This window comes from Microbacterium sp. F51-2R (assembly GCF_052180235.1).
Taxonomy (GTDB): domain Bacteria; phylum Actinomycetota; class Actinomycetes; order Actinomycetales; family Microbacteriaceae; genus Microbacterium.
In genome coordinates, this window is sequence record NZ_CP197470.1 from 2950884 (window position 1) to 2972020 (window position 21137).

At 70.3% G+C, this 21137-nt stretch carries 16 protein-coding genes; 7 read left to right on the forward strand and 9 right to left on the reverse strand.

Annotated features, from left to right (window positions below; genetic code table 11):
- The first annotated feature begins 29 nt into the window (after positions 1-29).
- The 4 genes from ACSBPH_RS12945 to ACSBPH_RS12960 all read left to right on the forward strand — a co-directional run bounded on the left by ACSBPH_RS12945 (position 30) and on the right by ACSBPH_RS12960 (position 6160).
- The gene (locus ACSBPH_RS12945; RefSeq protein WP_442574732.1) at positions 30-2255 is read left to right on the forward strand and encodes an adenylate/guanylate cyclase domain-containing protein; all 2226 of its coding nucleotides are present in this window, start codon (positions 30-32) and stop codon (positions 2253-2255) included.
- 37 nt (positions 2256-2292) lie between these two features.
- Positions 2293-3723, forward strand: coding sequence for a mechanosensitive ion channel domain-containing protein (locus ACSBPH_RS12950; protein WP_442574733.1), 1431 nt, complete (start codon positions 2293-2295; stop codon positions 3721-3723).
- Positions 3724-4522: 799 nt separating this feature from the next.
- A complete protein-coding gene (truA, locus tag ACSBPH_RS12955) occupies positions 4523-5383 on the forward strand; it encodes a tRNA pseudouridine(38-40) synthase TruA (RefSeq protein ID WP_442574734.1) in 861 nt (286 codons plus the stop codon).
- Between the two features lie 96 nt (positions 5384-5479).
- Positions 5480-6160 carry a hypothetical protein gene (locus tag ACSBPH_RS12960; protein ID WP_442574735.1) on the forward strand — a complete coding sequence of 227 codons (681 nt, stop codon included), beginning with the start codon at positions 5480-5482 and terminating at the stop codon, positions 6158-6160.
- Here the strand turns inward: ACSBPH_RS12960 and ACSBPH_RS12965 are convergent.
- Positions 6138-7298: a hypothetical protein gene (locus ACSBPH_RS12965; RefSeq protein WP_442574736.1), complete on the reverse strand. Its 1161-nt coding sequence runs from the start codon at positions 7296-7298 to the stop codon at positions 6138-6140. The genes ACSBPH_RS12960 and ACSBPH_RS12965 overlap by 23 nt on opposite strands.
- Positions 7295-8953 carry a sensor histidine kinase gene (locus ACSBPH_RS12970; protein WP_442574737.1) on the reverse strand — a complete coding sequence of 553 codons (1659 nt, stop codon included), beginning with the start codon at positions 8951-8953 and terminating at the stop codon, positions 7295-7297. Before ACSBPH_RS12970 ends, ACSBPH_RS12965 begins: the two co-directional genes overlap by 4 nt.
- Before the next feature lie 163 nt (positions 8954-9116).
- Between ACSBPH_RS12970 and ACSBPH_RS12975 the strand changes: the two genes are divergently transcribed.
- Complete coding sequence (locus ACSBPH_RS12975; protein WP_442574738.1) at positions 9117-10562, forward strand: glycosyltransferase family 2 protein; 1446 nt, start codon at positions 9117-9119, stop codon at positions 10560-10562.
- A gap of 329 nt (positions 10563-10891) precedes the next feature.
- Here ACSBPH_RS12975 and ACSBPH_RS12980 read toward each other — a convergent pair whose 3' ends face one another.
- The 3 genes from ACSBPH_RS12980 to lepB all read right to left on the reverse strand — a co-directional run bounded on the left by ACSBPH_RS12980 (position 10892) and on the right by lepB (position 13640).
- Positions 10892-11836 carry a response regulator transcription factor gene (locus ACSBPH_RS12980; protein ID WP_442574739.1) on the reverse strand — a complete coding sequence of 315 codons (945 nt, stop codon included), beginning with the start codon at positions 11834-11836 and terminating at the stop codon, positions 10892-10894.
- A gap of 128 nt (positions 11837-11964) precedes the next feature.
- Positions 11965-12948 carry a glycoside hydrolase family 6 protein gene (locus ACSBPH_RS12985; protein WP_442574740.1) on the reverse strand — a complete coding sequence of 328 codons (984 nt, stop codon included), beginning with the start codon at positions 12946-12948 and terminating at the stop codon, positions 11965-11967.
- The gene (gene lepB, locus ACSBPH_RS12990; RefSeq protein WP_442574741.1) at positions 12945-13640 is read right to left on the reverse strand and encodes a signal peptidase I; all 696 of its coding nucleotides are present in this window, start codon (positions 13638-13640) and stop codon (positions 12945-12947) included. The genes ACSBPH_RS12985 and lepB overlap by 4 nt, the downstream gene beginning before the upstream one ends.
- A 123-nt stretch (positions 13641-13763) precedes the next feature.
- On the opposite strand from lepB, the gene ACSBPH_RS12995 reads away from it, so the two are divergent.
- Together ACSBPH_RS12995 and ACSBPH_RS13000 are read left to right on the forward strand one after the other, a co-directional pair.
- Entirely contained in the window at positions 13764-14456 is a 693-nt protein-coding gene (locus ACSBPH_RS12995) for an endonuclease/exonuclease/phosphatase family protein (protein WP_442574742.1), read from the forward strand.
- A 71-nt stretch (positions 14457-14527) separates the two neighbouring features.
- A complete protein-coding gene (locus tag ACSBPH_RS13000) occupies positions 14528-15880 on the forward strand; it encodes an ATP-binding protein (RefSeq protein ID WP_442574743.1) in 1353 nt (450 codons plus the stop codon).
- 320 nt (positions 15881-16200) lie between these two features.
- Here the strand turns inward: ACSBPH_RS13000 and ACSBPH_RS13005 are convergent, their stop codons facing one another.
- The 4 genes from ACSBPH_RS13005 to ACSBPH_RS13020 form a co-directional block, all read right to left on the reverse strand.
- Complete coding sequence (locus ACSBPH_RS13005; RefSeq protein WP_442574744.1) at positions 16201-16767, reverse strand: cell wall protein; 567 nt, start codon at positions 16765-16767, stop codon at positions 16201-16203.
- 139 nt (positions 16768-16906) lie between these two features.
- Positions 16907-18685 carry a DUF4012 domain-containing protein gene (locus ACSBPH_RS13010; protein WP_442574745.1) on the reverse strand — a complete coding sequence of 593 codons (1779 nt, stop codon included), beginning with the start codon at positions 18683-18685 and terminating at the stop codon, positions 16907-16909.
- 68 nt (positions 18686-18753) lie between these two features.
- Positions 18754-20199, reverse strand: a complete 1446-nt coding sequence (locus tag ACSBPH_RS13015; protein WP_442574746.1) for a polysaccharide biosynthesis tyrosine autokinase — start codon at positions 20197-20199, stop codon at positions 18754-18756.
- A 17-nt stretch (positions 20200-20216) separates the two neighbouring features.
- Positions 20217-20951, reverse strand: a complete 735-nt coding sequence (locus tag ACSBPH_RS13020) for a hypothetical protein (RefSeq protein ID WP_442574747.1) — start codon at positions 20949-20951, stop codon at positions 20217-20219.
- Positions 20952-21137 lie beyond the last annotated feature (186 nt).

The window sequence follows — 21137 nt, forward strand, 5'->3', positions numbered from 1 at the left end:
CCTGAGCGCAGCCTCCGGGGGACGGGGGCATGGGGTTCGAGGAGACGCGTACGCGCATTTCCGGTGGTCGGACGGTGGAGTCCGACGAGGGCATGCCGGCTGCGGCGACCACCGAATGGGTGGGGACGCCTCGGCCCCGTCGGCGTGCCGGGCTGTCGATCTACTCCATCCTGCTGATCATGCTCCTGTCGGTGAGCGTGCTGTCGAGCATCGTCGTCGGCGTCATCGGGTACGTCAACGGCACGCAGGCGCTGCGCGCGATCGCGACCGAGAAGCTCGTCGAGATCCGCGAGAGCCGCGCCCGCGAGGTGACGCAGCTCTTCGACACGATCGAGAACTCCGTGAAGCTCGCCGCCATGAACGAGACGAGCAAGCAGGCCGTCGTCGCCTTCCGCGACGGCTTCGCGGCTCTGGACGGCACCTCGCTCGACGCGCAGCGTGCCGCGACGGTCGGCGCCTATTACGACGACACCTTCGCGACGCAGCTGTCGAAGGCCACGGGTGAAGACGTCGACGGGGCCGCCTTCGCGCCGAAGGATGACGCAGCCCGCTACGTGCAGGCGAACTACGTCGTGCCCTACGACAGCTGGGAAGAGGCGATCCTCGTCGACGATGCCGGCGACGGAAGCGCGTGGTCGGCGGCGCACGCGAGGTATCACGACTACTTCCGCGCGATGACCGAGCAGCAGCAGTTCGAAGACGTGCTCATGATCGACACGCAGGGCAACGTCGTCTACACCGCGTACAAGGGCGTCGACCTCGGCACGAACCTCCTCGACGGGCCGTACCGCCTCTCGAATCTCGCCGACGCGTACCGCGAGGCCATGAGTCGCAACATCGTCGGCGAGGTCGTGCTCGCCGACTTCGCGGCGTACAGCCCGAGCCTCGGCAATCCGGCGGGCTGGGCCGTCACGCCCATCGCCGTGGACGACGAGGTCGTCGGGGCGCTCGCGATCGAGCTGCCGATCGACCGCATCAACGACGTCATGACCGTGAGCGGCCAGTGGGCGCGCAACGGTCTCGGCGAGACGGGCGAGACCTACCTCGTGGGGCGCGACGGGACGATGCGCTCGATCTCGCGGGCGCTGAAGTCCGAGCCGGAGGAGTACTCCCGCGCGGCGGTGGCGGCGGGGCTCGCGCCCGACGCGGCGGCGCTCAGTGTGCAGAACGGCGACACGCTCCTGCAGCAGACGATCCTCGGAAGCGCGCTCTCGCACGCCCAGTCGGGCAAGGACGGATCGGTGATCCAGCGGGACTACCTCGGCCGAGAGAGCATCACGGCCTACGCACCGCTCGGGGTCGGCGATCTCGGCTGGACGATCGTCGCGCAAGAGACCTACGACGAGGCGATGGCGCCCGTCGAGGACTTCACGCGCAACCTCATCCTCTCCACGGCCGGCATGATCATCTTCGTCTGCCTGCTCTCCCTCGTCCTCGCGCAGGTGTTCGTCCGGCCGCTTCGCCGCCTCAAGTCCGCCGCGCAGCGCATCGCCGCCGGCGAGGAGGGCGTGCAGGTCGACGCAGGGTCGAGCGACGAGCTGGCCGATGTCGCGACCGCCTTCAACGACATGAGCCGCAGCCTGCAGGCGAAGTCCGCCCTCATCGAGCAGCAGGAGAAGGCGAACGAGAACCTCATCCTCTCGTTCATGCCCGAGGGCATGGCCGACCGCTACAAGCACGGCGACGAGGCGATCACGCAGGACAACGAAGACGTCACGGTGATCTTCGCCGACATCGTGGGGTTCGAGGAGCTCGCCCTCACACTGTCGTCCGAAGAGGCCGTGACGAAGCTCAACGACCTCATCCGCATCTTCGACGAGGCCGCCGAGCGGTACGGCGTCGAGCGCGTGCGAACGACGCGCCAGTCTTACGTCGCCAGCGTCGGTCTCGGCACGCCCCGCGTCGACAACGCCCGCCGTGCGGTGGAGTTCGCCCTCGAGCTCAACACGATCCTCGAGCGGTATTCGGTGCAGCAGGGTGTCGAGCTGGGCCTGCGGGCGGGCCTCGACTCCGGGCAGGTCACGAGCGGACTGATCGGCCGCGCGCGGATCGTCTACGACATGTGGGGGGATGCCGTGAACCTCGCGTACCGCGTGCAGGGCGACTACGACGAGCCCGGCATCTACATCACGCAGCGCGTGGCCGACCGCATCCCCGACACGATCGTCATCGAGCCCGCGGGCGAGGTCGTGACCAAGAGCGGCTCGCAGCGGGTGTGGCGCATTCAGACGCACGTGCCGGTGACCGAGGGCTGAGGCATCCGATGTCCGCATCACGAACCGGAGCGAAGCGGTGAGCGAGATCACCAGCCAGCCGTGGTTCTGGCCGGCCGTCATCGTCTCGGTCGGCCTGCCGCTCGTGCTCATCGGGCTGACGGAGCTGGCGAACATGCTGCTCCGGCGGGGGAGCCGCGCGGCGCCCATCGTGCTCATGGTGCGCAACTACCTCGTGCCGGTCGCGGGCGTGCTCGTGCTGCTGAGCCAGCCGGGCGCGTGGGAGGGGTCGGGCACGTGGCCCAAGGTCGTCTGGACCGTCTTCGGCCTGCTCGTCATCGTCGTGACGATCAACGCGATCAACCACCTCATCTTCCATCGCGCCGAGAAGGGCTCGTGGCGCGACCGGTTCCCGACGATCTTCAGCGACCTGATCCGCTTCGTGCTCATCATCGTCGGCATCGCGCTCGTCTTCTGGTGGGTGTGGGACGCGGATGTCGCGGGCGTGTTCGCCGCCCTCGGTGTGACCTCGATCGTGGTCGGCCTGGCGCTGCAGAACGCCGTCGGCTCGGTCGTCTCGGGCCTCTTCCTCATCTTCGAGGCGCCGTTCCAGCTCGGCGACTGGATCGACATGGGCGGCACGCGCGGCCAGATCATCGAGGTGAACTGGCGGGCCATCCACCTCGACACCGGCAACGGCATCGTCGTCATGCCGACCGCCGAGCTCGCCGAGGGCTCGTTCGTGAACCTCTCGCGCGCGTCCGACCCCTACGCGGCGAAGAAGGAGGTCGTCTTCTCGACCGACGATCCGCCCGCGCAGGTGCGGGCGCTCCTCCTCGATGTCGCGCGAGAGATCCCGCTGGTGTCGCTCGACCGCGATCCGTCGGTCAAGACGGCGGGAGGGGCGAAGTACACGGTCTCGATTCCGCTCCAGTCGCCGGGCGACGAGGGCGGGGTGCTGGATGCCTTCACCACGCGCCTCTGGTACGCCGCGCGTCGCGCGGGGCTGCACCTCGACGGCGACATGACCGACGAGTGGAACACCCGCGAGCGGCTCGTCGCGGCGCTCGACAAGATCGCGCCGTCGCTGAGCCTCCGCCCCGACGAGGCGCAGGCGCTCGCCGACACGGCGCGCCTCGAGCGCTTCGCGCAGGGCGAGGTGCTGCTGCGGCCGGGCGATGCTCCGACCTCGACGCGGTTCATCATCGACGGACGCGTCATGCTCGGCGTGCCGACCGACTCGGGGTTCGTGCAGATCACGGAGCTCAGCCGCGACGACGCCGTGGGGCTGACGGCGCTCACCCGCACGCGGACCATCTCCCGCGCCATCGCCCTGACCGAGGTGGAGGTCGTCGAGATCCCGGTGGGGGTTCTCGACGACATCGTGCGGAGGCATCCGTCGCTCGCCCGTGAAGTCGTGCGCGAGAACGACAACCGCGTGCGGCTGGCCCGCTCCGCGATGGAGGCCATCGGCGAGAAGTTCGACCCCACCCGCCGCGTCGTCGGGTGAGCTCTGGGTGGGGTTCGGGTCGGTTCTGCACGGGCGTAGGAGATGGAGCCGAGGTAGGACCGGAACGGCGTGAAACCTCCTACCTCCGCGCGGACTCCTACCTCGGTGAGGGTGAGGTGGGCCGGCGGTGAGGGTGGCCGCACCTGCACCCGAGGGCGGGCGGCGGGACGGGCCGGCTGCCAGGGGGGAGTGACGGATGCCGCACACGGGCGTAGGAGATGGAGCCGAGGTAGGACCGGAACGGCCTGAAAGCTCCTACCTCCGCGCGGACTCCTACCTCGGTGAGGGGGGCGGGTAGGGAAGTGAGGGTAAGGCGGGGCCGCCCGCACAGCCGAGGCGGGCGGGCGGGGGTGACGGATGCCGCGCACGGGCGTAGGAGATGGAGCCGAGGTAGGACCGGAACGGCCTGAAACCTCCTACCTCCGCGCGGACTCCTACCTCGGCGCGGACTCCTACCTCGGTGAGGGTGAGGTGGGCCGGCGGTGAGGGTGGCCGCACCTGCACCCGAGGGCGGGCGGAGTGGAGCGGGAAGTGATGGTGGCGGCTCGCGGGACGGGCCGGCTGGCAGGGGAGAGACGGATGCCGCGCACGGGCGTAGGAGATGGAGCCGAGGTAGGACCGGAACGGCCTGAAACCTCCTACCTCCGCGCGGACTCCTACCTCCGTGAGGGAGGCGGGGCCGGGAGTGACGGTGGGGAGGCCGGGGGTGAGGGTGAGGTGGGGCCGGGAGTGAGGGCGGGGCGAGCCTGCCCGCCCAGCCGAGGGCGGGCGGGCGGCAGGGCGGCAATAGGCTGAACCGGTGCGGATCCGGCTCGACATCGCCTACGACGGCACCCACTTCCGCGGCTGGGCCCGGCAGCCGGGGCTGCGGTCGGTGCAGGGCACGCTCGAAGAGGCGATCGCGCGCGTCCTCGGCGGCGAGCCGCGGCTCGTCGTGGCGGGCCGCACCGACGCGGGCGTCCACGCGGCGGGACAGGTCGCCCACATCGACCTCGACGAGGGTCAGGTCGCGCGGCTCGTCGCGCGGCCGTCGCGGGGGGACGCGGCATCCGACCCCCCTCTCGACCCTGCCGAGCGGCTCGCGGCGCGCCTCCGCGGCGTGCTGGGAGCGTACGCCGACGTCACGGTGCACCGCACGCGCCTGGCTCCCGAGGGATTCGACGCGCGCTTCTCGGCCGTGTGGCGGCGATACGAGTACCGCCTCGCCGACCGCACGGCCGGCTACGACCCGCTCGAACGGCACCGCACGACGACCGTGCGGGCGTTCCTCGACGAGGGGGAGATGGATGCCGCGGCCCGCAGCCTCATCGGACTCCACGACTTCGCCGCCTACTGCAAGCCGCGCGAGGAGGCGACGACGATCCGCACGCTGCTCGAGTTCGACTGGCGCCGCGCGTCCGACGGCGTGCTCGTCGCGAACGTCAAGGCCGACGCCTTCTGCCACTCGATGGTGCGCGCCCTGGTCGGCGCGTGCGTCGCGGTGGGAGAGGGGCGGCTGGATGTCGAGGATGTCGCGGCCATCCGCGACGCCGGCGACCGCGTGCCGGAGGTCAAGGTGCTCGCGGCGCGCGGCCTCACGCTGACCGACGTGGGATACCCCGACGACGCGCTCCTCGCCGCGCGGGCGGAGCAGACCCGGGCCCGTCGAGACCGGGAGTGACGCAAGCCCGCGACAGCCCGGCCCCGGCGACCCGTCCCGCTAAGCTGGCCGCACGGGGGCCCGGTTCCGGGGCGCCCGCCGACCGCCGGGAGCCGCATGATCGCCCTCCGCCCTCGTTCCGCCGCGCTCGCCGCCGGGCACACCCCCGCGCCCGCCACCCCGGCCGCCGCGAGGCCCGCGCCCCGGCACGCCCGCACGCCCACCCGCGCGCTCGCGCTCGCCGCCGGACTCGCCCTCACGCTCGGCGTCGCCGGCTGCGGCACCGCCCCCTGGGACGAAGCCGCGGCCTCGGGCACCCCCACGAGCACGGCCGTGCCGACGCCCGTGCCGAACGACCTCTCGGGCGGAGCGACGCAGCGCACCCTCACCGCCGGCGCCATCACGGCGACCGTCGACTACTGGTCGACCCTCGCGATGGACAAGTGGACCGCGACCGCCATCAAGCCGGTGAGCATCAGCATGACCACCACCGTGACGCCCGACGACGGGCACAAGGTCTACCTGCAGCGCGCGCAGATGCAGGCCGTCCCCGCGAACGCGGGCGGGTCGCTTCCGGCGCTCGACATCCAGGCCGACAACGCCACGGTCGCCCCCGGCTACCTCGTGCTCGATCCCTACAGCTATTCGCAGACGTTCAACGTCGGCCCCGTGCCGGCGGAAGCCACGTACGTCACCCTGCAGTTCACGTACGACTTCCTCGTGCAGACGACACCGACCTCGACCGAGTACGCCAAGCAGACCGTGACCGACACGCTCACAGTCGCTCTGAGTGACTGAGGAGCCGGCTCGTCACCGTCGCGTTCACGCGCTCCCACCGGTCGCCGCCGCGCTCGCTCGCGAGGGCCGCGGCCTCCCGCGCGAGGTAGATGAGCGCGTCGAGCTCGTAGCCGACGGTCGAGGCCGACGCCCAGCCCGCGCTCGCCGACGGCCGGATGGGGATCGTCCCGTCCATGTCGATGGCCTGCACGCGCTGCAGCGCGTCGCGGAGCGCATCGCGCAGCTCGGCATCCGGAGCGAGCACCAGCACGACGACCGAGCCGTCCGGCGTACGCCCGACCTCGGCGGCCTGCGGGAAGGCGGCGCGCACCGCCGGCTCGACACGCTGCGCGAGCGTCGCGACGACGCCGCCGTTCGTCGCGCGGCGGATGTCGTCGACGTCGTCGACCTGCACCCACAGCACCGACCACGGCTCGAGGTTCGCCTCGCCGCGCGCGAGCCGCTCGCGGGCGCGCCCGGCGACCCGCACCCACGTCCCGGTCGGCCGCGTCGCGAAGCGGGTGCCGCGGGTGGCGACGCCGAGCACCGCGATGATCGCGCTGCCGGCGTACGCGAGCATGCCGGAGCCCGCGATGAGCCGCAGCACGGGCGCCGTCTCGGGCGTGCGAGGGGCGTCGGCGAGCATCGTGGCGATGCTGACGATCCCCAGGAGGAAGTAGGCGATCGAGATGATCGCGAACGCCACGGTGAAGGGGTCGCGGCGTGACCTCTTGCGCACCCAGCCGAAGAAGAAGAACGCCCCGAAGAGCCCGCTGATGAGGAACGCGACGCGATAGGCGAGGAGGAACTGCTCGTCGGGCACGATGGCGAGCACCGTGGCGGATGCCCCGGCCAGCGTCGGTCCGGTCCAGGCGTGCCAGCGGACGCCCCACCACTCGCGGAAGCCCGACCACAGCAGCGCCGGCGCGCCGAGGATCAGCCCCAGGCACGCGCGGCGCGCGGTCTCGAAGCCTTCGAGCTCGCTCGCCAGTACGCCGAATGTGCCGAGCATCGTGAGGGTGAAGGCGCTCGACCAGATGAGGGTCGCGCGCCCCGGCCGGGCGAGGAAGCCGATGCCGATGGTGAGGAGCGTCCCCGCGGTCGCCACGAGCATCTGCGCGTAGAGGAGCGAGGGGTCGGCGATCGCGAAGACGCTCATGCGGGGGCCTCCGTCATGACGGGCTCCTGGTCCGCCGTCACGCGGGGGAGGCGGATGGTCACGGTCGTGCCGAGACCCGACCCGCGGCTCTCGATGTCGAATGTGCCCCCGTGGCCCGAGACGATCTCGCGGGTGATGCCGAGCCCGAGCCCCGTGCCGCTGGCGACCTCGCGCGCGGCCGCGGCGCGGAAGTACGGCTTGGAGATCCGGCGCAGGTCGCCCTGCGAGATTCCGATGCCGTCGTCGCTCACCCGCAGCGTGATGCCCTCCTCCGCCGACAGCGCCTCGACCGTGACCGAGCCCTTGCGGGGCGTGTACTTGATCGCGTTGCTCACGATGTTGTCGACGACCTGTCGCATGCGGAAACCGTCGGCGATCGTCGACAGCGGTCCCTCGATCGTCGTCTGGATCGCGACGCCGTTGGCGAGGGCCGTCGGACGGAACGAGTCCACCGACTCCAGCACGATCGTGCCGAGGTCGATCTCGCCGAAGCTCTCGCGCTCGGTGAGGCGCGTCTGCGACGTGTTCACCATGCTCGAGGTCATCTCGACGAGTCGCTCGCTCGCCGAGAGGATGCGCTCCAGGCGCTCCCGGGTGCGCGGGGCGAGGTCTTCGGTCTCGAGGGCGAGCTCGGCGTTTCCGACCATGACCGTGAGCGGATGCTTCATCTCGTGGCTTGCGATGGCCGCGAGTCGCTGGCGGTCGTGCTCGGCGAAGGTCACCGCCGTCACGTCATGGACGAGCAGCAGCATCCCCGCCTCCTCATTCGCCGACGCGCGGAGCCGCTTGCTCGTGATCGACAGCACGCGCCACTCGCCGGCCGGGGTGAACAGCCACACCCGGGCCTCCGAGAACGACTCGCCGCGACCCGCGCGCACGAACGGGCGGTCGGCGTAGGGGATGGGCATGCCGCGCATGGAGCGGTACTCGACCGACCGCGCCGGCTGGTCGGGCGCCCGGGAATCGAGGCCGTAGAGGCGCGCGTAGGCGTCGTTGACGGTGAGGGCCCGGCCCGAGAGCGAGATGCGCGCGACGCCGATGTCGACGCCGTTGAGGATCTCGCTCGTCCGCCGCTCCTCGTCGGAGCGTCGCGCGAGGGTGACGGTCAGGCGCTGCGCCTGGCGCCGCAGGAGCTTTCGCAGGGCCCGCATCTGCCGCATCGCGAGGTGGGCGGTCATCCCCACGAACCCGAGCGAGAGGAAGACGACGAGCACGCGCAGCCAGCCCGCCGTCGAGTTCGACGTGAGCACCACGCCGATCGCGCCCATCGAGACGACCGTCATCAGCACCCCGCCGAGCTCGATGAGGGTCGCGTGCATCGCGATCCACATCACGGGGAACGCCCACAGGTAGCCGAAGCGCAGGTCGGTGGCCGTCGCCATGAAGCCGATCGCGACGGCGTCGAGGAACGGCACGACGAACACGGCGCGCGGCGGCACCCGCGACCACGGCACGGCGATGGTCGCGGTCGTGAGGATCATCATCATCAGCACGCCGAGGGCGAAGTTCCAGATGACGTAGAGCTCGGGCTGGAGGAGGAGAACGAGCACCGCGATCAGCACGACGCTCGCAGCCAGGACGAGCTGCGTCAACCAGATCGAGCGCGTCCTGGAACTGGGCGCGTCGATCCGCTCTGCTAGCCCCCCGGTAGCCATGTCGCGAGTCTATCGGCGCAGGGGTGCCCGGCATCGTGGTCGCATTGCGGGGATCTTGCGGGAATCTTGCGGATCACTGGTGCTGAGCCCGGTGGTGCCTTGCGGTCGGGACGCGAAAGTAGTCATCGAACCGCTCGACCACTTCACACCAGAAAGGCCCGCCATGACCGGACGCACCGCCGCGATGACGACAGACCTCGTCGTCGCGCCTACCGCTCCCGGCTTCGCGGACGACTTCGAAGCGGTTCTCGACGACCACTCGGTGCACCGCTCCACGATCGGCTGCGTCATCCCCGCGTACAACGAGGAGGAGTCGATCGCCGATGTGATCGAGTCGCTGCTCGGACAGACCCGCGTGCCGGATGTCATCCACGTCGTGGTGAACAACACGTCGGACGCCACCGTCAAGATCGCCTCGCAGTACTCGGGCCCGCACGAGATCACCACGAGCCTCGGCGAGCAGTTCACCGAGGTGTTCGTCCACGACATCGGCAAGAACCCCGACAAGAAGGTCGGCGCCCTCAATTACGGCTACACGCTCGTCGAGGGCTACGACTACCTGCTCGGCGTCGACGGCGACACCGTCGCCGGCCCCGACGCGATCGAGTACCTCGAGTCGGAGGCCGTCTCGGACACCCGCATCGGCGGCATCTCGGCGATCTACTCGATCGACGACCGGCCGATCAAGGGCGTGCTCGGCAAGTTCCTCATCACGGGCCAGCGCTCGCAGTTCGCCGCGTTCAACCTGCACAACCTGCTGCGCGGTCGCAACATGGCGGTGCTCGGCGGCCAGTTCTCGATCTTCTCGACGCAGGCGCTGCGCGACGTCATGGCGCAGAACCACCAGTCCACGCCCTGGGTCAAAGACAGCGAGGTCGAGGACTCGCTCCTCTCGCTGCAGATCAAGAGCGCCGGCTACCTGACGAAAATCAGCCCGTTCGCCCGCGCCGACGTCGGCGGCATGACGACCCTGCGCGCCCTGGACGCGCAGCAGGTCAAGTGGACCTACGGCGCCATCGAGCTCATGTGGCCCGGCCAGCGCGGCGACACGAAGGGCCAGCCCTTCCACCCGAATCTGCGGGTGCGCTGGCTCGAGCACTTCGACATGCTCATGAACATGTTCGTGCGCGTCGCGTTCATCACGCTGCTCGCGGCATCGCTCTCGATCGGGGCCTTCGTCTTCTCGCTGTGGTGGCTCATCCCGCCGGCGGTGGCGATCGCGCTCAACACCCGCATGGCGCTGACGATGAACAATCGCAACGCGCGCGACATCCTCTTCGGCCTCCTTCTGGTGCCGGCCGAGGTGTACATGTGGATCCGCTGCAGCCACTTCCTGCGCTCGTGGACGCGGTTCCTCTCGCGCAAGAAGGTCGACAACTGGGCGATGCAGGCCAAGGCCGAGCGCGGCGGCGGCTTCGGCCACTGGACGCCGCTCATCCTCGCGGTCGCCGTCATCGTCGCGATGGTCGTCATCTGGCTCATGCTCCCGACGATGGTGCAGTCCACGGTCCTGTGGATCGGGTGGCCGATCGTCGGTGTCGTGACAGTGCTGCAGACACTGTCGATGTTCTTCAAGCTCATCCGTCGTCAGCACGGATACAAGGTCTGACGCGCTGGGGAGCGCGTCGGAGTAAATGGGGATGCCGAGGCTGGGGGGCCTCGGTGGGGGGAAACGAGGGGGTGGTGATCCGACCCGAAACGGGTCACTGCCCCCTCACTAAGAACTTGGGGATGCCGGGGCTTGGGGGAGCCTCGCTGGGGAAGGGGATGAGGGGGTGGTGTTCGACCCGAACGGACGCCGCCCCCTCGCTGAAGACTTGGGGATGCCGGGGCTTGGGGGAGCCTCGCTGGGGGAGGAGATGAGGGGGTGGTGATCCGGCCCGAACGGATCACCACCCCCTCATCGATTCGTCTACAGGTTTCGGCTCGGGGCTCGGCTCAGACGAGTTCCGAGGTCAAGCGGTACCCGACGCCGCGGACGGTCTCGATGAACCGCGGATTGTTCGGGTTGTCACCGAGCTTGCGCCGGAGGTTCGTCATGTGGGCCTCGACCGCACGCTTGTCGGCGTCGCCGACGAAGTAGCTCGTGACGTATGACTCGCCGCGCAGCACGAGGGTCAGGTCGGCCTTGCTGCGCACGCGGCGCTTGGACTCCATGAGCGTCGCGAGCAGGTCGAACTCCGTGCGGGTCAGCTCCAGGTCGTCGCCGTCGAGCAGCACCAGCCGGTTCTCGGGGTGCAGCCGCAGGCCGCGGTGCTCGAGCCACTCGCCGTCGACGCCGACGCCGACGGGCATGAGCTCCGCCTCGACCACCGTCACCTGCGCGACATCGGTCGATCCCGTCGCGGGCTGAAGGACGAAGGGGGCGGATGCCTCGTCGCGCGTCGCCGCGTCGCCCGGCGTCTGATCGGCCACGAGTGGCACCGCCGACGTCACGGGGCGAGCGGCCGGGAACGACGGACCGACGCTCCCCTGCGAAGGCAGGAGTGCCGGACTCTCGGGGCGCGAGCGGCGCATCGCCGCCTCGACGCGGGCCCGCAGCTCGCGCGGGCGGAAGGGCTTCAGGAGGTAGTCGTCGGCGCCGGCTCCGAGCCCGGCGATGACGTCGGCCTCCTCCGAGGCGCCCGTGAGCATGATGATGTACGTGTCGGAGCCGGCGCGGATGCGCCGCGCCGCCTCGAAGCCGTCGATGCCGGGCATGTTCACGTCGAGTGTCGTCAGCAGCGGCTTGTACGTGAGGACGGCCTTGACACCGTCGATGCCGTTGCCGACCGAGACCGTCGAGAATCCGGCCGACTCCAGCACGTCAGCCAGGAGGTGACGGATCTCGGGATCGTCCTCGATGATGACGGCGGTCTTGAGCTCGTCGATGGTCGTGCTCATAGAGATGAATGCTCCTCGAGGAGTCGACGGGGCGGCTCCCGCCTGCGGGAAACACCATCGGTCACCGCACGCAGGTGCGAGGTCTTCCCGATGCTACACAGGTCGGGCTCTCATATGCCGCTGGCGGACTACGGGTTAACGCCGCGAGTCAGCTCGATCGCGCGCTCGGGCCACCAGACGCCGGCCGGGGGTCCGCCGTTGCACTCGCCGTCGCTCTCGCCCGGCGGCTTGATCCAGAGGTTGGTGTCGACGACGTCGTCGCCGAGGGTTCCTCCGGCGGGTCCGACGCGGGCGCCGGCCGGGTTGCACCACTCGCCGTCGCCTCCTGCGCCGTTGCGAGAGGTGTCGATGATCGCGTGCATGCCGTCGAGGCGCTTCGCCAGCGCGTGGGCGTAGGCGTTCTCGGCATCCGTGTCGTTGTAGTTCGAGACGTTCGTCGCGAACCCGCGCACCGCCCCCGCGTCGCCCACCCGCGAGAGGAGGGAGGCCATCTCGTCGACCGGCAGCCAGTTCGAGTGGCCGCCGTCGAGGTAGATCCAGGTGTGCTCGGCCTCGAGCGCCGCGACGGCCGCGCGCAGATCGGCCACGCGCTCGTCCACGTTGCCGCAGCCGGGGGCCGCGGCGAGGCTGTCGGGCTCGAGGATCACGAGGGGCTCGACATCCTGAACCTCCCCGAGCGCCTTCCCGATCGCGGCGGTCCAGTCGGCGTACGCGTCGGGAGCCAGCCCGCCCGCCGAGTGGCTGCCGCAGTCGCGGCCCGGCAGGCCGTACACGACGACCGCGAGCCGCGCCGACTGCGCGCGGGCCTCCTGCGCGAGGTGGGCGATCGTGGCGCCGACCGACTCGGCCGGATCGTTCTCGGGGAGGAGCCAGTAGGCGGTCGGCTGCTCCGCCAGGTACGCGGCGGCTTCGCGGGCGGCGCGGGAGCCGGAATCGGATGCCGCGGCATCCGCTGCCTTCGAAAGATCCGACGCCACGATCACGGTGCCCTTGCCGGGGGCACCCGCCGCCGCCTTCGGAGCCGATGCGGTGAGCCCGACGCCGACGGCGGCGGCGATCGCGGCGACCACGACGGCCGCGCCGATCACCGCGACCACGGCGCGCGCTCTCACAGGAGCTGCCAGCGGGGGATCGGCCAGAACACGAACACGGCGGTTCCGACGATCCCGTCGCGGGTCGCCCAGCGCCAGCAGCCCGGCGTCGTCTCGCCGCGGCAGAAGTAGGCCGAGTCGGCAGAGTTCGTGCGGTTGTCGCCGAGCATGAGGTACGAGGCATCCGGAACCGTCACCTCGTCGAAGCAGCGCTGCGACCGCGGAGTGGTGTCGCAGTCGAGCACACCCGGGTCGAAGGCGAAGTCGTTCGAGACGTACGGCTCGTCGAGGGGCTCGCCGTCGACGACGACGCGTCCGTCGGCGCTGCAGCACGAAACCGTCTGCCCCGGCGCGCCGATGACGCGCTTGATGAGCGTGTGGGCGCTCGAGGGGCCGAAGCCCGTGACTTCGCCGACCCAGCGCGCCGCGGCCTTCAGGGGATTCTCGTCGGGGGAGCCGGCGATGCCCCACGCCGGCCCCGCGTCGAAGACGACGACGTCACCCGTCGACGGACCGTCGCCGAGGGCGGCGAGGCGGTTGACCAGCACGCGGTCTCCGGGCTGGAGCGTCGCCTGCATCGAGCCCGACGGCACCCAGAAGGGCTTCGCGACGAAGCTCAGCACGAGGCCCGTCACGACGAAGGCGAGCGCGAGCTGGAACCAGGCGCTGCCCACGACCCTGCGCCACCGGGGTCGCGGTTGCTCGTCAGCCACGCTCTCACCGTACCCGTCGGATCCGGCTCGCCCGTGACGATCCCATGGATCGACTGAGAGGTCACCCGGGCGATGTCAAGACGTCCCCCCTGCGCCATGAAGCGGGCCTATGCTTTTGCCGTCATGAGGGTCATCTCGTACAACCTGCGCAAGCACCGCGCCGCGACCGAGCTCGCCGAGCTCGTGGATCGCAACGCGGCCGACGTCCTGTGCCTGCAAGAGGCCGACACCACCGACATTCCGCCTGCCATCGGGGGCCTGCGGCTCGCCGAGGCGACGCAGCGCAACCGGCTGGGGCTCGCCGTCTACTTCCGCGAGAACACCTTCCGGTCGGTGGGCGTGCGCTCGCTCGCCGTCAAGAAGTCGCTTCACGACCGGGTGCTCAAGCCCGCGGAGGAGCGGATGCTGGGGGTGCGTCTCTACGACATCGACGACGGGCGCGAGTTCATCGTGGCCTCCTTCCACGCCGCGCCGCTCACGGCGCTCAACTCCCTCCGGCGCCATCAGATCCGCGCGGCGCTGACCGAGCTGCAGGAGCTCGGACCGGGCCTTCCGACCCTCATGGTCGGCGACTACAACTACCCCGTGTTCAAAGAGAACCTCGGCCAGAAGGTGCGCGAGCAGGGGTACGAGCTGACGCTCAGCGACTCCCGCACCTACACGCGGTACCGCTTCTTCCGCGGGCACTACGACTTCGCGACCTCGAGCGGGTTCACGATCCAGAAGGTCACGACCCTCCCGCAGGGGTTGTCCGACCACCTGCCGATCCTCATCACCGCCGATCTCACGGCGGAGGCCGCGAGCCCCGCGGCCTGAGCCTCGGCAGCGGGGGGCGCTGCGGCGTTCGCGGACACGTCCGCGCCACACCGCCCCCGTACACTGCGAGGGTGCCCGACGTCTTCACAGTCAGTGCCGCCGGCGCCCGGATCGGCATCGACCTCAGCAACCTCGACCCCGACCGCGCCGCCGCCGTGCGCGCCGCGTGGGCCGATGCCGCGACCGAGGGCGAGCCCGACGACGTCGTGGTCGTGCACGGTACCACCACGACCATCGACCTCCTCGCGGGGCTGTCGCAGCACGTGACCCTCCGTGCGATCGAGGCGGGCCGGGGGAGGGGATGGATGCTGCACGCCGCCGGCGTCGCGAACGACCGGGGTGATGTCGTGGTTCTCGTGGGACCGTCCGGCCGCGGCAAGACGACCGCGTCGCGAGAGCTCGGCCGCCACTTCGGCTACGTGTCCGACGAGACGATCGCGATCGAGGCCGACGGCACCGTGCACGCCTACCGCAAGCCGCTGTCGATCATCGAGGATCCGGCCGCCCCCAAGACCCAGGTCGCCCCGACGCAGCTCGGTCTGCGGCCGCTCCCCGACGCCGAGCTGCGCGTCGCCGCCGTCGCCCTCCTCGATCGCCGCCCCGACCACGAGGGCGAGCCCGTCGTCGAGCCGCTCGACCTCGGCGATGCCCTGGCCGAGCTCGTCGCGCAGAGCAGCTACCTCGCCTCGCACCAGGCGCCCCTTCGCGAGATCGCGGGCATCGTCCACGCGACCGGCGGCGTGCGCCGGGTCGTCTACCGCGAAGCCGCCGACCTCGTCGCCGCGATCGGCACGCTCGCCGACGCAGGCCCCTCCGAGGGCGGCGCGTCGGCCGAGCCGCTCGACCTCCCCACTCCCGCCGCCCACGAGCCCGGCGACGCGCCGCGCTACACCCGCGCCGCCGTGACAGACGCCGTGGCGCTCGCCGACCCCGACCGCATCGCGGTCATGACGCTCGATGACCGCGGCACCGGGACGGTGCACGTCATCGCGGGCATCGCGCCCGCGGTGTGGCTCGCGGCGTCGGGTGCGACGCTGACTGAGATGACGGATGCCGCGCTCGCAGCGCACGGGCACCCGCCCGAGGCCGATGCCGGCGCGGCCGTGCTCGCCGTCGTCGCCGAGCTCATCGACGCGGGTCTGCTCGCGTCGGACGAGCCGGTGTTCCAGCGCACCGCGGAGGTCGCGTGGGTCGATCGCGCAGACCGTGTGCTCGCGATGCCCCTCGGCGAGACGCTCGTGCAGCCCACCGTGCTGGCCGGCTCCGCCGCCCTCGTCTGGGAGTGGCTCGAGGAGCCCTCGACCCTGACGCAGCTCGTCGCCCGCGCCGTCGAGGCCGGCGCTCCCGCCTCCGACCAGACCTGGGCCGAGATCGCGGCCTTCCTCGCCGATCTGGTCGCCGCCTCCCTCGCCTCCCCCCGCTGACCCCGCGCTGATCCCGGTCCCCGAGCGGGCGCGGCCAACCCGGTCCCCGAGCGGGCGCGGCCAACCCGGTTCCCGAGCGAGCGAAGCGAGGCGAGGGGCCGACCTCACCTCGACCCGTGAGCCTTCATCTCCGCGCCGAAACCGTGGGTGCGCCCCACGGTCTCGGCGCTCAGGTGGAGGCTCACGGTTTCGCGGCGCGCGGGGCGGGCGCGCGGCTCGACCCCGTCCCCCTCCTCGAGGACCGGGCTTCCCGCGCCCGAGAACCAGAAAGGGCCCCGACCTTTCGGTCGGGACCCTTCCCAGAAGCGTGTGTCGCTGTGTCAGACGCCGGCGTTCTGCTTGCGGTTGCGACGGACAGTCGCAGCCACGGCGAGAGCGCCACCCGTGAGAACGAGCGCGCCGCCGCCGACCCAGAGGCCGAGGAGCGAGGCGCTGTCGCCACCCGTGGTGGCGAGGTCGTCCGACGACGAGCCGGCACCCGAGCCTGCCGCCTTGACCGAGACCGAGCTGACGCCACCGGCCGAGGTCTCCGAGAAGGCCTCGATGTTGTATCCACCGTTTGCGTTGGCGGGGAACGAGATCGGAACCGAGATCGCGCCCTGAGCAGACGCGTTCGTGCCACCGGTAGACGTGACGGCGAACTTGATGAACCCGACCTTCGCCGAGGTGTTGCCCGTCACGCGCACCGAGACGAACTCGCCGGGCGTGAAGGTGCCGTTGCTGCAGTTGAACGTGACCGTCGCACCAGGGGTGATGACCGTGGGGACGACGCTGCAGGCGTTGGACGGGGGATAGATGGTGCTTGCTTGCGCTGCGACAGGCATTGCAAGCGCTGAGGCCGCAACGATCGCGGCGACCGCAGCGGTTTTGCGGATCGTGTGCTTCATGAACGTACTCTTTCGTGCAAGGCCGTGAGGCGCCGAAATCAGTTGGAACAGACTGGAGTACAGCAAAAAGACATCGACAAGATCGGATCGTGGAACTTAACCCCCGAGCTGCGATGCCCTTCACTCACTGTAGGGACGTTCACAGACATTGAGCAACTTGCGGCGTTACATCTGCGTTAACTGTCGGCGTCGCCTGCACTCGCAATTCGGCCCCACTGGGAACGGTCGTCTTGGCCTTCACGGTAGCCGTAAGGCTTTCTCCCGGAGCGAGCGTCACGTCGAAACTCAGGACGCGGCGATCGTCGTGCATACCGCCACCGAACCCTGATTCCGGCGAAATGGTCGCGTCGGCGAGTTCGAACCCCTCCGGGAGATAGAGATACCCGACCGTCTTGGCAGAACCCGGCGACACGCCATATGCGCCACCCCCGGTGATGTAATCGGGCAGTCCAGACGTGGGGGCGTTATTGCTTACTGTGACGGAAAGTACCGCAGTACCTATAACTCGGCCCGAAGAATCGACGGAACACTGTTCCCACCCCACTTGAGTGTCGAGGTTCTGGTAATAGTCCATCTTCGATCCGGTGCCGTCGTTGACGAATGCGCCGAATGTCGAGACCAGATCGTCGGAGTGCGGGAGGGCACCTGCGAGCGTCGTGTCGGCGAGCACCGACTGGTCGTCTTCGTGCGCGCTCCAGAGGAAGAGCCGGTGCTCATCGCCCGCGCGACCGAGCGCCGCGATCAGCTTGGCCGGGTCGGCCTGTCCGCGAGACAGGGCCTCGAAGACCGCGCGGGATGCCTCGTCGAAGAAGGCGTTCTGGGCCTTCGGGTCGGGATAGCGGAAGTACACCTCGTTGAGCAGCAGTGGCACGGCGTTCTCGGAGGTCAGCGTGTCGCCGGTCGAGAGCGTCAGCGGGCCGGTGGCCTCGAGCAGGTACGAGAGCGCGACCGGGTCGAGCGCGATCACTCCGTCGACCTCGGCGCCGTGCTTCTGCGCCCACATCGCGCGGGCGAGCGGGCCCGACACCGTGAAGTCGGGCACCTGGGTGACGTTGTGCATCCACGTCGCGGGGCTCTGGCCGTAGATCGCCGAGACCTCGGGGTCGAGCTCGAGTGCGGGGGGATCGAATCGCGGGAAGTTCTGGGCGTAGTCCTGCTGCACGAGCTGCATCGCACCGCCGTCGGTGTGCACGAGCGCCTGCGCACCGGTGATCCCGCCGAGTGATCGCCACTCCGCGTTGTTCTGGAAGAGCACGAGGTAGTCGCGCGGCCCGTCGGCCCCGAGCATCGCGGGGAGAAGCACCGAGGCGCGCGCGAGCGCATCCGTGCCGGTGCGGGCTTGATTCAGGATGCCGCGTACCTCGTCGACCACGTCGCGAAGCGGCGCGAGCAGCGCAACCTCGTTGATGCGGTCGACCGAGTCGGCTGCCGCGCCGATGCCCTCAGCCGCCTGGGCCGCGGCATCCTGCACACCGACGAACGTCGAGAGCTCGATGCGCCCGTCGGTGGGCTTCATGGCGGCAGGGGTCAGCGTCGAGGCGACCGAAGTGAGCGGGGTGAGGGCGTCGCCGGCGACGTCGTCGGCGGCCTCCGCCATCGTCGACACGGCGGCCAGCTGCGGTCCGAGCCAAGGGACGAACTCGGCGGTCGCCCACACCGGATCGCTCGTGAGTTCACGGGCGGCGGATGTCTCGTTCGCCACCTTGGCGATGGCGTCGGCGGCCGCCGCCGGATCGTCGATGAGTTCGACGACCTGTTGGGCGTCGCTGCGCGCTGCGAGCAGGTGGTTCGCCGCGAGGGCGCCCCTCACACCGAGCCACACGAGCGCGGCGATGGCGAGCAGCACCGCCGCGCTCAGCACGATGATGAACACCCTGCCGGCGATCCGGGCCGGGCGAGGCAGTGGGTTGTCGCTCACGCGTGACAGCCTAGGTGGACGGCATGGGGCGCCAGGAATCGGCGACGGGCGCCGAGTCGGGGCATCCGCTATGCGCCGATCTTCGCTCCGCGACGCGAGTGCTTGCGCCCGGCGTCCGTGGCGGGCTCGGGGGTGGGTTCGGTCCGGGGGGTGTAATCGCCGCGGTACTGGTAGCCGTAGTACGTGGCGTCGGCGCCGCGGCGGGGCACCTTGTTGAGCACGACCCCGAGGGGCCGGGCGTGCGCCTTGCCGAGGTTGCCGAGCGCCTTGTGCAGCATGTCGTACGTCGTCTTGCCCGCCGAGACGACGACGACGGCGCCGTCCGCGTTGGTGGCGAGCACCGCGGCATCGGTCACCGGCAGAAGCGGCGGCGAGTCGATGATGACCAACGCGTGCTTGCTGAGACCTGCGATGAGGTCGTGCATCTTCTGCGAGCCGAGCACCTCACTGGGGTTCGGAGGCGTGCGGCCCGCGCCCACCACCACGAGGTTCTCGCGCATCGGCAGCGTGTGCGCGACGTCGGCGAGTTCGGCTCGGTCGGTCAGCACGTCGGTGAGACCTGCGCCTTCTGGCAGGCCGAACAGCGACGCGATCATGGGGCGGCGGAGGTCGGCGTCGATCAGCACGACCGGTTCGCCCGAGGCCGCGATGCTCACCGCGAGGTTCGCCGCGATCGTCGACTTGCCGTCGCCGGGGATCGGGCTCGTCACCACGATCGCCCGCGGCGGGTTGTCGATGTCGACGAAGCGCAGGTTGGTGCGCAGCTCGCGCGTGGCCTCGGCGACGGGCGTCGCCGACTCTTCACGCCCCGTGAAGGTCAGCACCTTGCGTTCGGCCGACAGCTCGCGCGAGGCGGGCAGCGTGCCGATCACCGAGACGCCGGTCTCGCGCTCGATGTCGCGGGGGTCGCGCACACGCTGGTCGAGCACGTAGCGCAGCACCGCGTAGCCGATGCCGAGGGCGAGGCCGATGAGCGCGCCGAGCATGAGGTTGAGTCGCGTGTTGGGCGACGACGGCGCCGTGGGGAGGCGCGCCGAGTCGCCGGGCACGACAGTGACCGCGGCATCCGTCCCCGAGCCCTCGATCTGCTCGATCTCGTGGATCATGCCGCGCACCCACGACTCGGCGAGATCGCGCGCTTCTTCGGGCGTGGCGGCATCGGCGGACACGCGCAGCACGACGGTGTCGAGCGGGTTCGTGACGTCGATGCGACCGACGAGCGCCTCCGGCGTCGTGGCGAGGTCGAGATCGTCGATGACGTACTCGGCGACAGACCGCCACGAGCCGATGTCGATGTACGACTTCACGACGCTCTGGGCGAGCTGGTTGCCGACGAGTCGGGTGCCGGCATCGCTCGCGCCGGCCGCGGCGTCGACGATCGCGCTCGTCGAGGCGGTGTACACGCGCGGCTGCATCGAGCTCCAGCCCCACGCCGCGGCGACGCCGAGGAGGGTGAGGAGCAGGATGCCGAGCCAGTGCGCGCGGAGAATGCGCAGGTAATCGCGGAGTTCCATGTGATGCTCAGCCCGATTCAGCCGAGCGAGAACGAGGGCACGTTGACCGGGGTCGCGCCGGGGAGCGAGAGGACGGCGGTCGCGGTCTTCGTCCCCCCGTTCGAGCTCAAATCGAACGTGAACGTCATCGTGAAGGTCGGGAAGCTGCCACTCACCACGGCCTGTGACGTGCCCGTCGTCGTGGTGCCGTTGGCCTGCACGCGCTTCCACGTCAGTGTCCCCGTGGGCGTCTGGCTCGAGTGGGCGACTGTCGTCGTACAGACGACAGTCCTGTTCGACCCAGTGCTGCTCGTGATCGTCGGCCCGCTTGCGAGCGTGATGGTCGGAGCCGGCGAGGTCACCGAGATCGCATTGGTGTCGACGATCGTCGAGCCGTTCGTCAGGCGGAAGAACACGGTCGCACTCGACGACCAGTTCGTCAGGGTGGCGACGCCGTTGCTCGGGCCCGCGGCCGAGATCGCAGCGGGTATGCCCGTGATCGCGACGGGCCCCCCACTCGTGATCGCCTGGACGCTCCACGACTTCGGTGATGTCGTGCCCGCGACAGTGAGAGTGATGTTCCAGGTCCGGGCGGCCTCTCCGGCCTGCTGGGTGCCTGACAGAGTGGCGCCGCTCACCGACACGGCCGAGGCCGGTGCAGCAATCGCGACGGCGACGGCGGGCGCGGCCCAGACGCCGGCCTTGACGAGCTGACGGCGGCTGACGCCGTTCTTCGGTGCGGACGCAGGAACGGTCGACAGAACGTCTGACATGAGTCTTCCCCCAGGAGGCTCAATGGCGACACCGCCCGCCGGGTGACGGAGGGTGAGGTTGTCGTGCATCTCACGCATCGGGAAACGCGTGAGCGATGGAACGTTTACGCCGACTCGCGATTCCCACAACCTCGAGTGGCGGCTACTGCTCTGACGACGGCGATCCATTCGGGAGCATCGACGTCG

What these genes read in the sequence shown, in the direction of transcription:
- ACSBPH_RS12945 (WP_442574732.1), top strand. Translation starts at nt 30, where the DNA reads ATGGGGTTCGAGGAGACGCGTACGCGCATTTCCGGTGGTCGGACGGTG.
- ACSBPH_RS12960 (WP_442574735.1), top strand. Translation starts at nt 5,480, where the DNA reads ATGATCGCCCTCCGCCCTCGTTCCGCCGCGCTCGCCGCCGGGCACACC.
- ACSBPH_RS12965 (WP_442574736.1), bottom strand. Translation starts at nt 7,298, where the DNA reads ATGAGCGTCTTCGCGATCGCCGACCCCTCGCTCCTCTACGCGCAGATG.
- ACSBPH_RS12970 (WP_442574737.1), bottom strand. Translation starts at nt 8,953, where the DNA reads ATGGCTACCGGGGGGCTAGCAGAGCGGATCGACGCGCCCAGTTCCAGG.
- ACSBPH_RS12975 (WP_442574738.1), top strand. Translation starts at nt 9,117, where the DNA reads ATGACCGGACGCACCGCCGCGATGACGACAGACCTCGTCGTCGCGCCT.
- ACSBPH_RS12980 (WP_442574739.1), bottom strand. Translation starts at nt 11,836, where the DNA reads ATGAGCACGACCATCGACGAGCTCAAGACCGCCGTCATCATCGAGGAC.
- ACSBPH_RS12995 (WP_442574742.1), top strand. Translation starts at nt 13,764, where the DNA reads ATGAGGGTCATCTCGTACAACCTGCGCAAGCACCGCGCCGCGACCGAG.
- ACSBPH_RS13005 (WP_442574744.1), bottom strand. Translation starts at nt 16,767, where the DNA reads ATGAAGCACACGATCCGCAAAACCGCTGCGGTCGCCGCGATCGTTGCG.
- ACSBPH_RS13015 (WP_442574746.1), bottom strand. Translation starts at nt 20,199, where the DNA reads ATGGAACTCCGCGATTACCTGCGCATTCTCCGCGCGCACTGGCTCGGC.
- ACSBPH_RS13020 (WP_442574747.1), bottom strand. Translation starts at nt 20,951, where the DNA reads ATGTCAGACGTTCTGTCGACCGTTCCTGCGTCCGCACCGAAGAACGGC.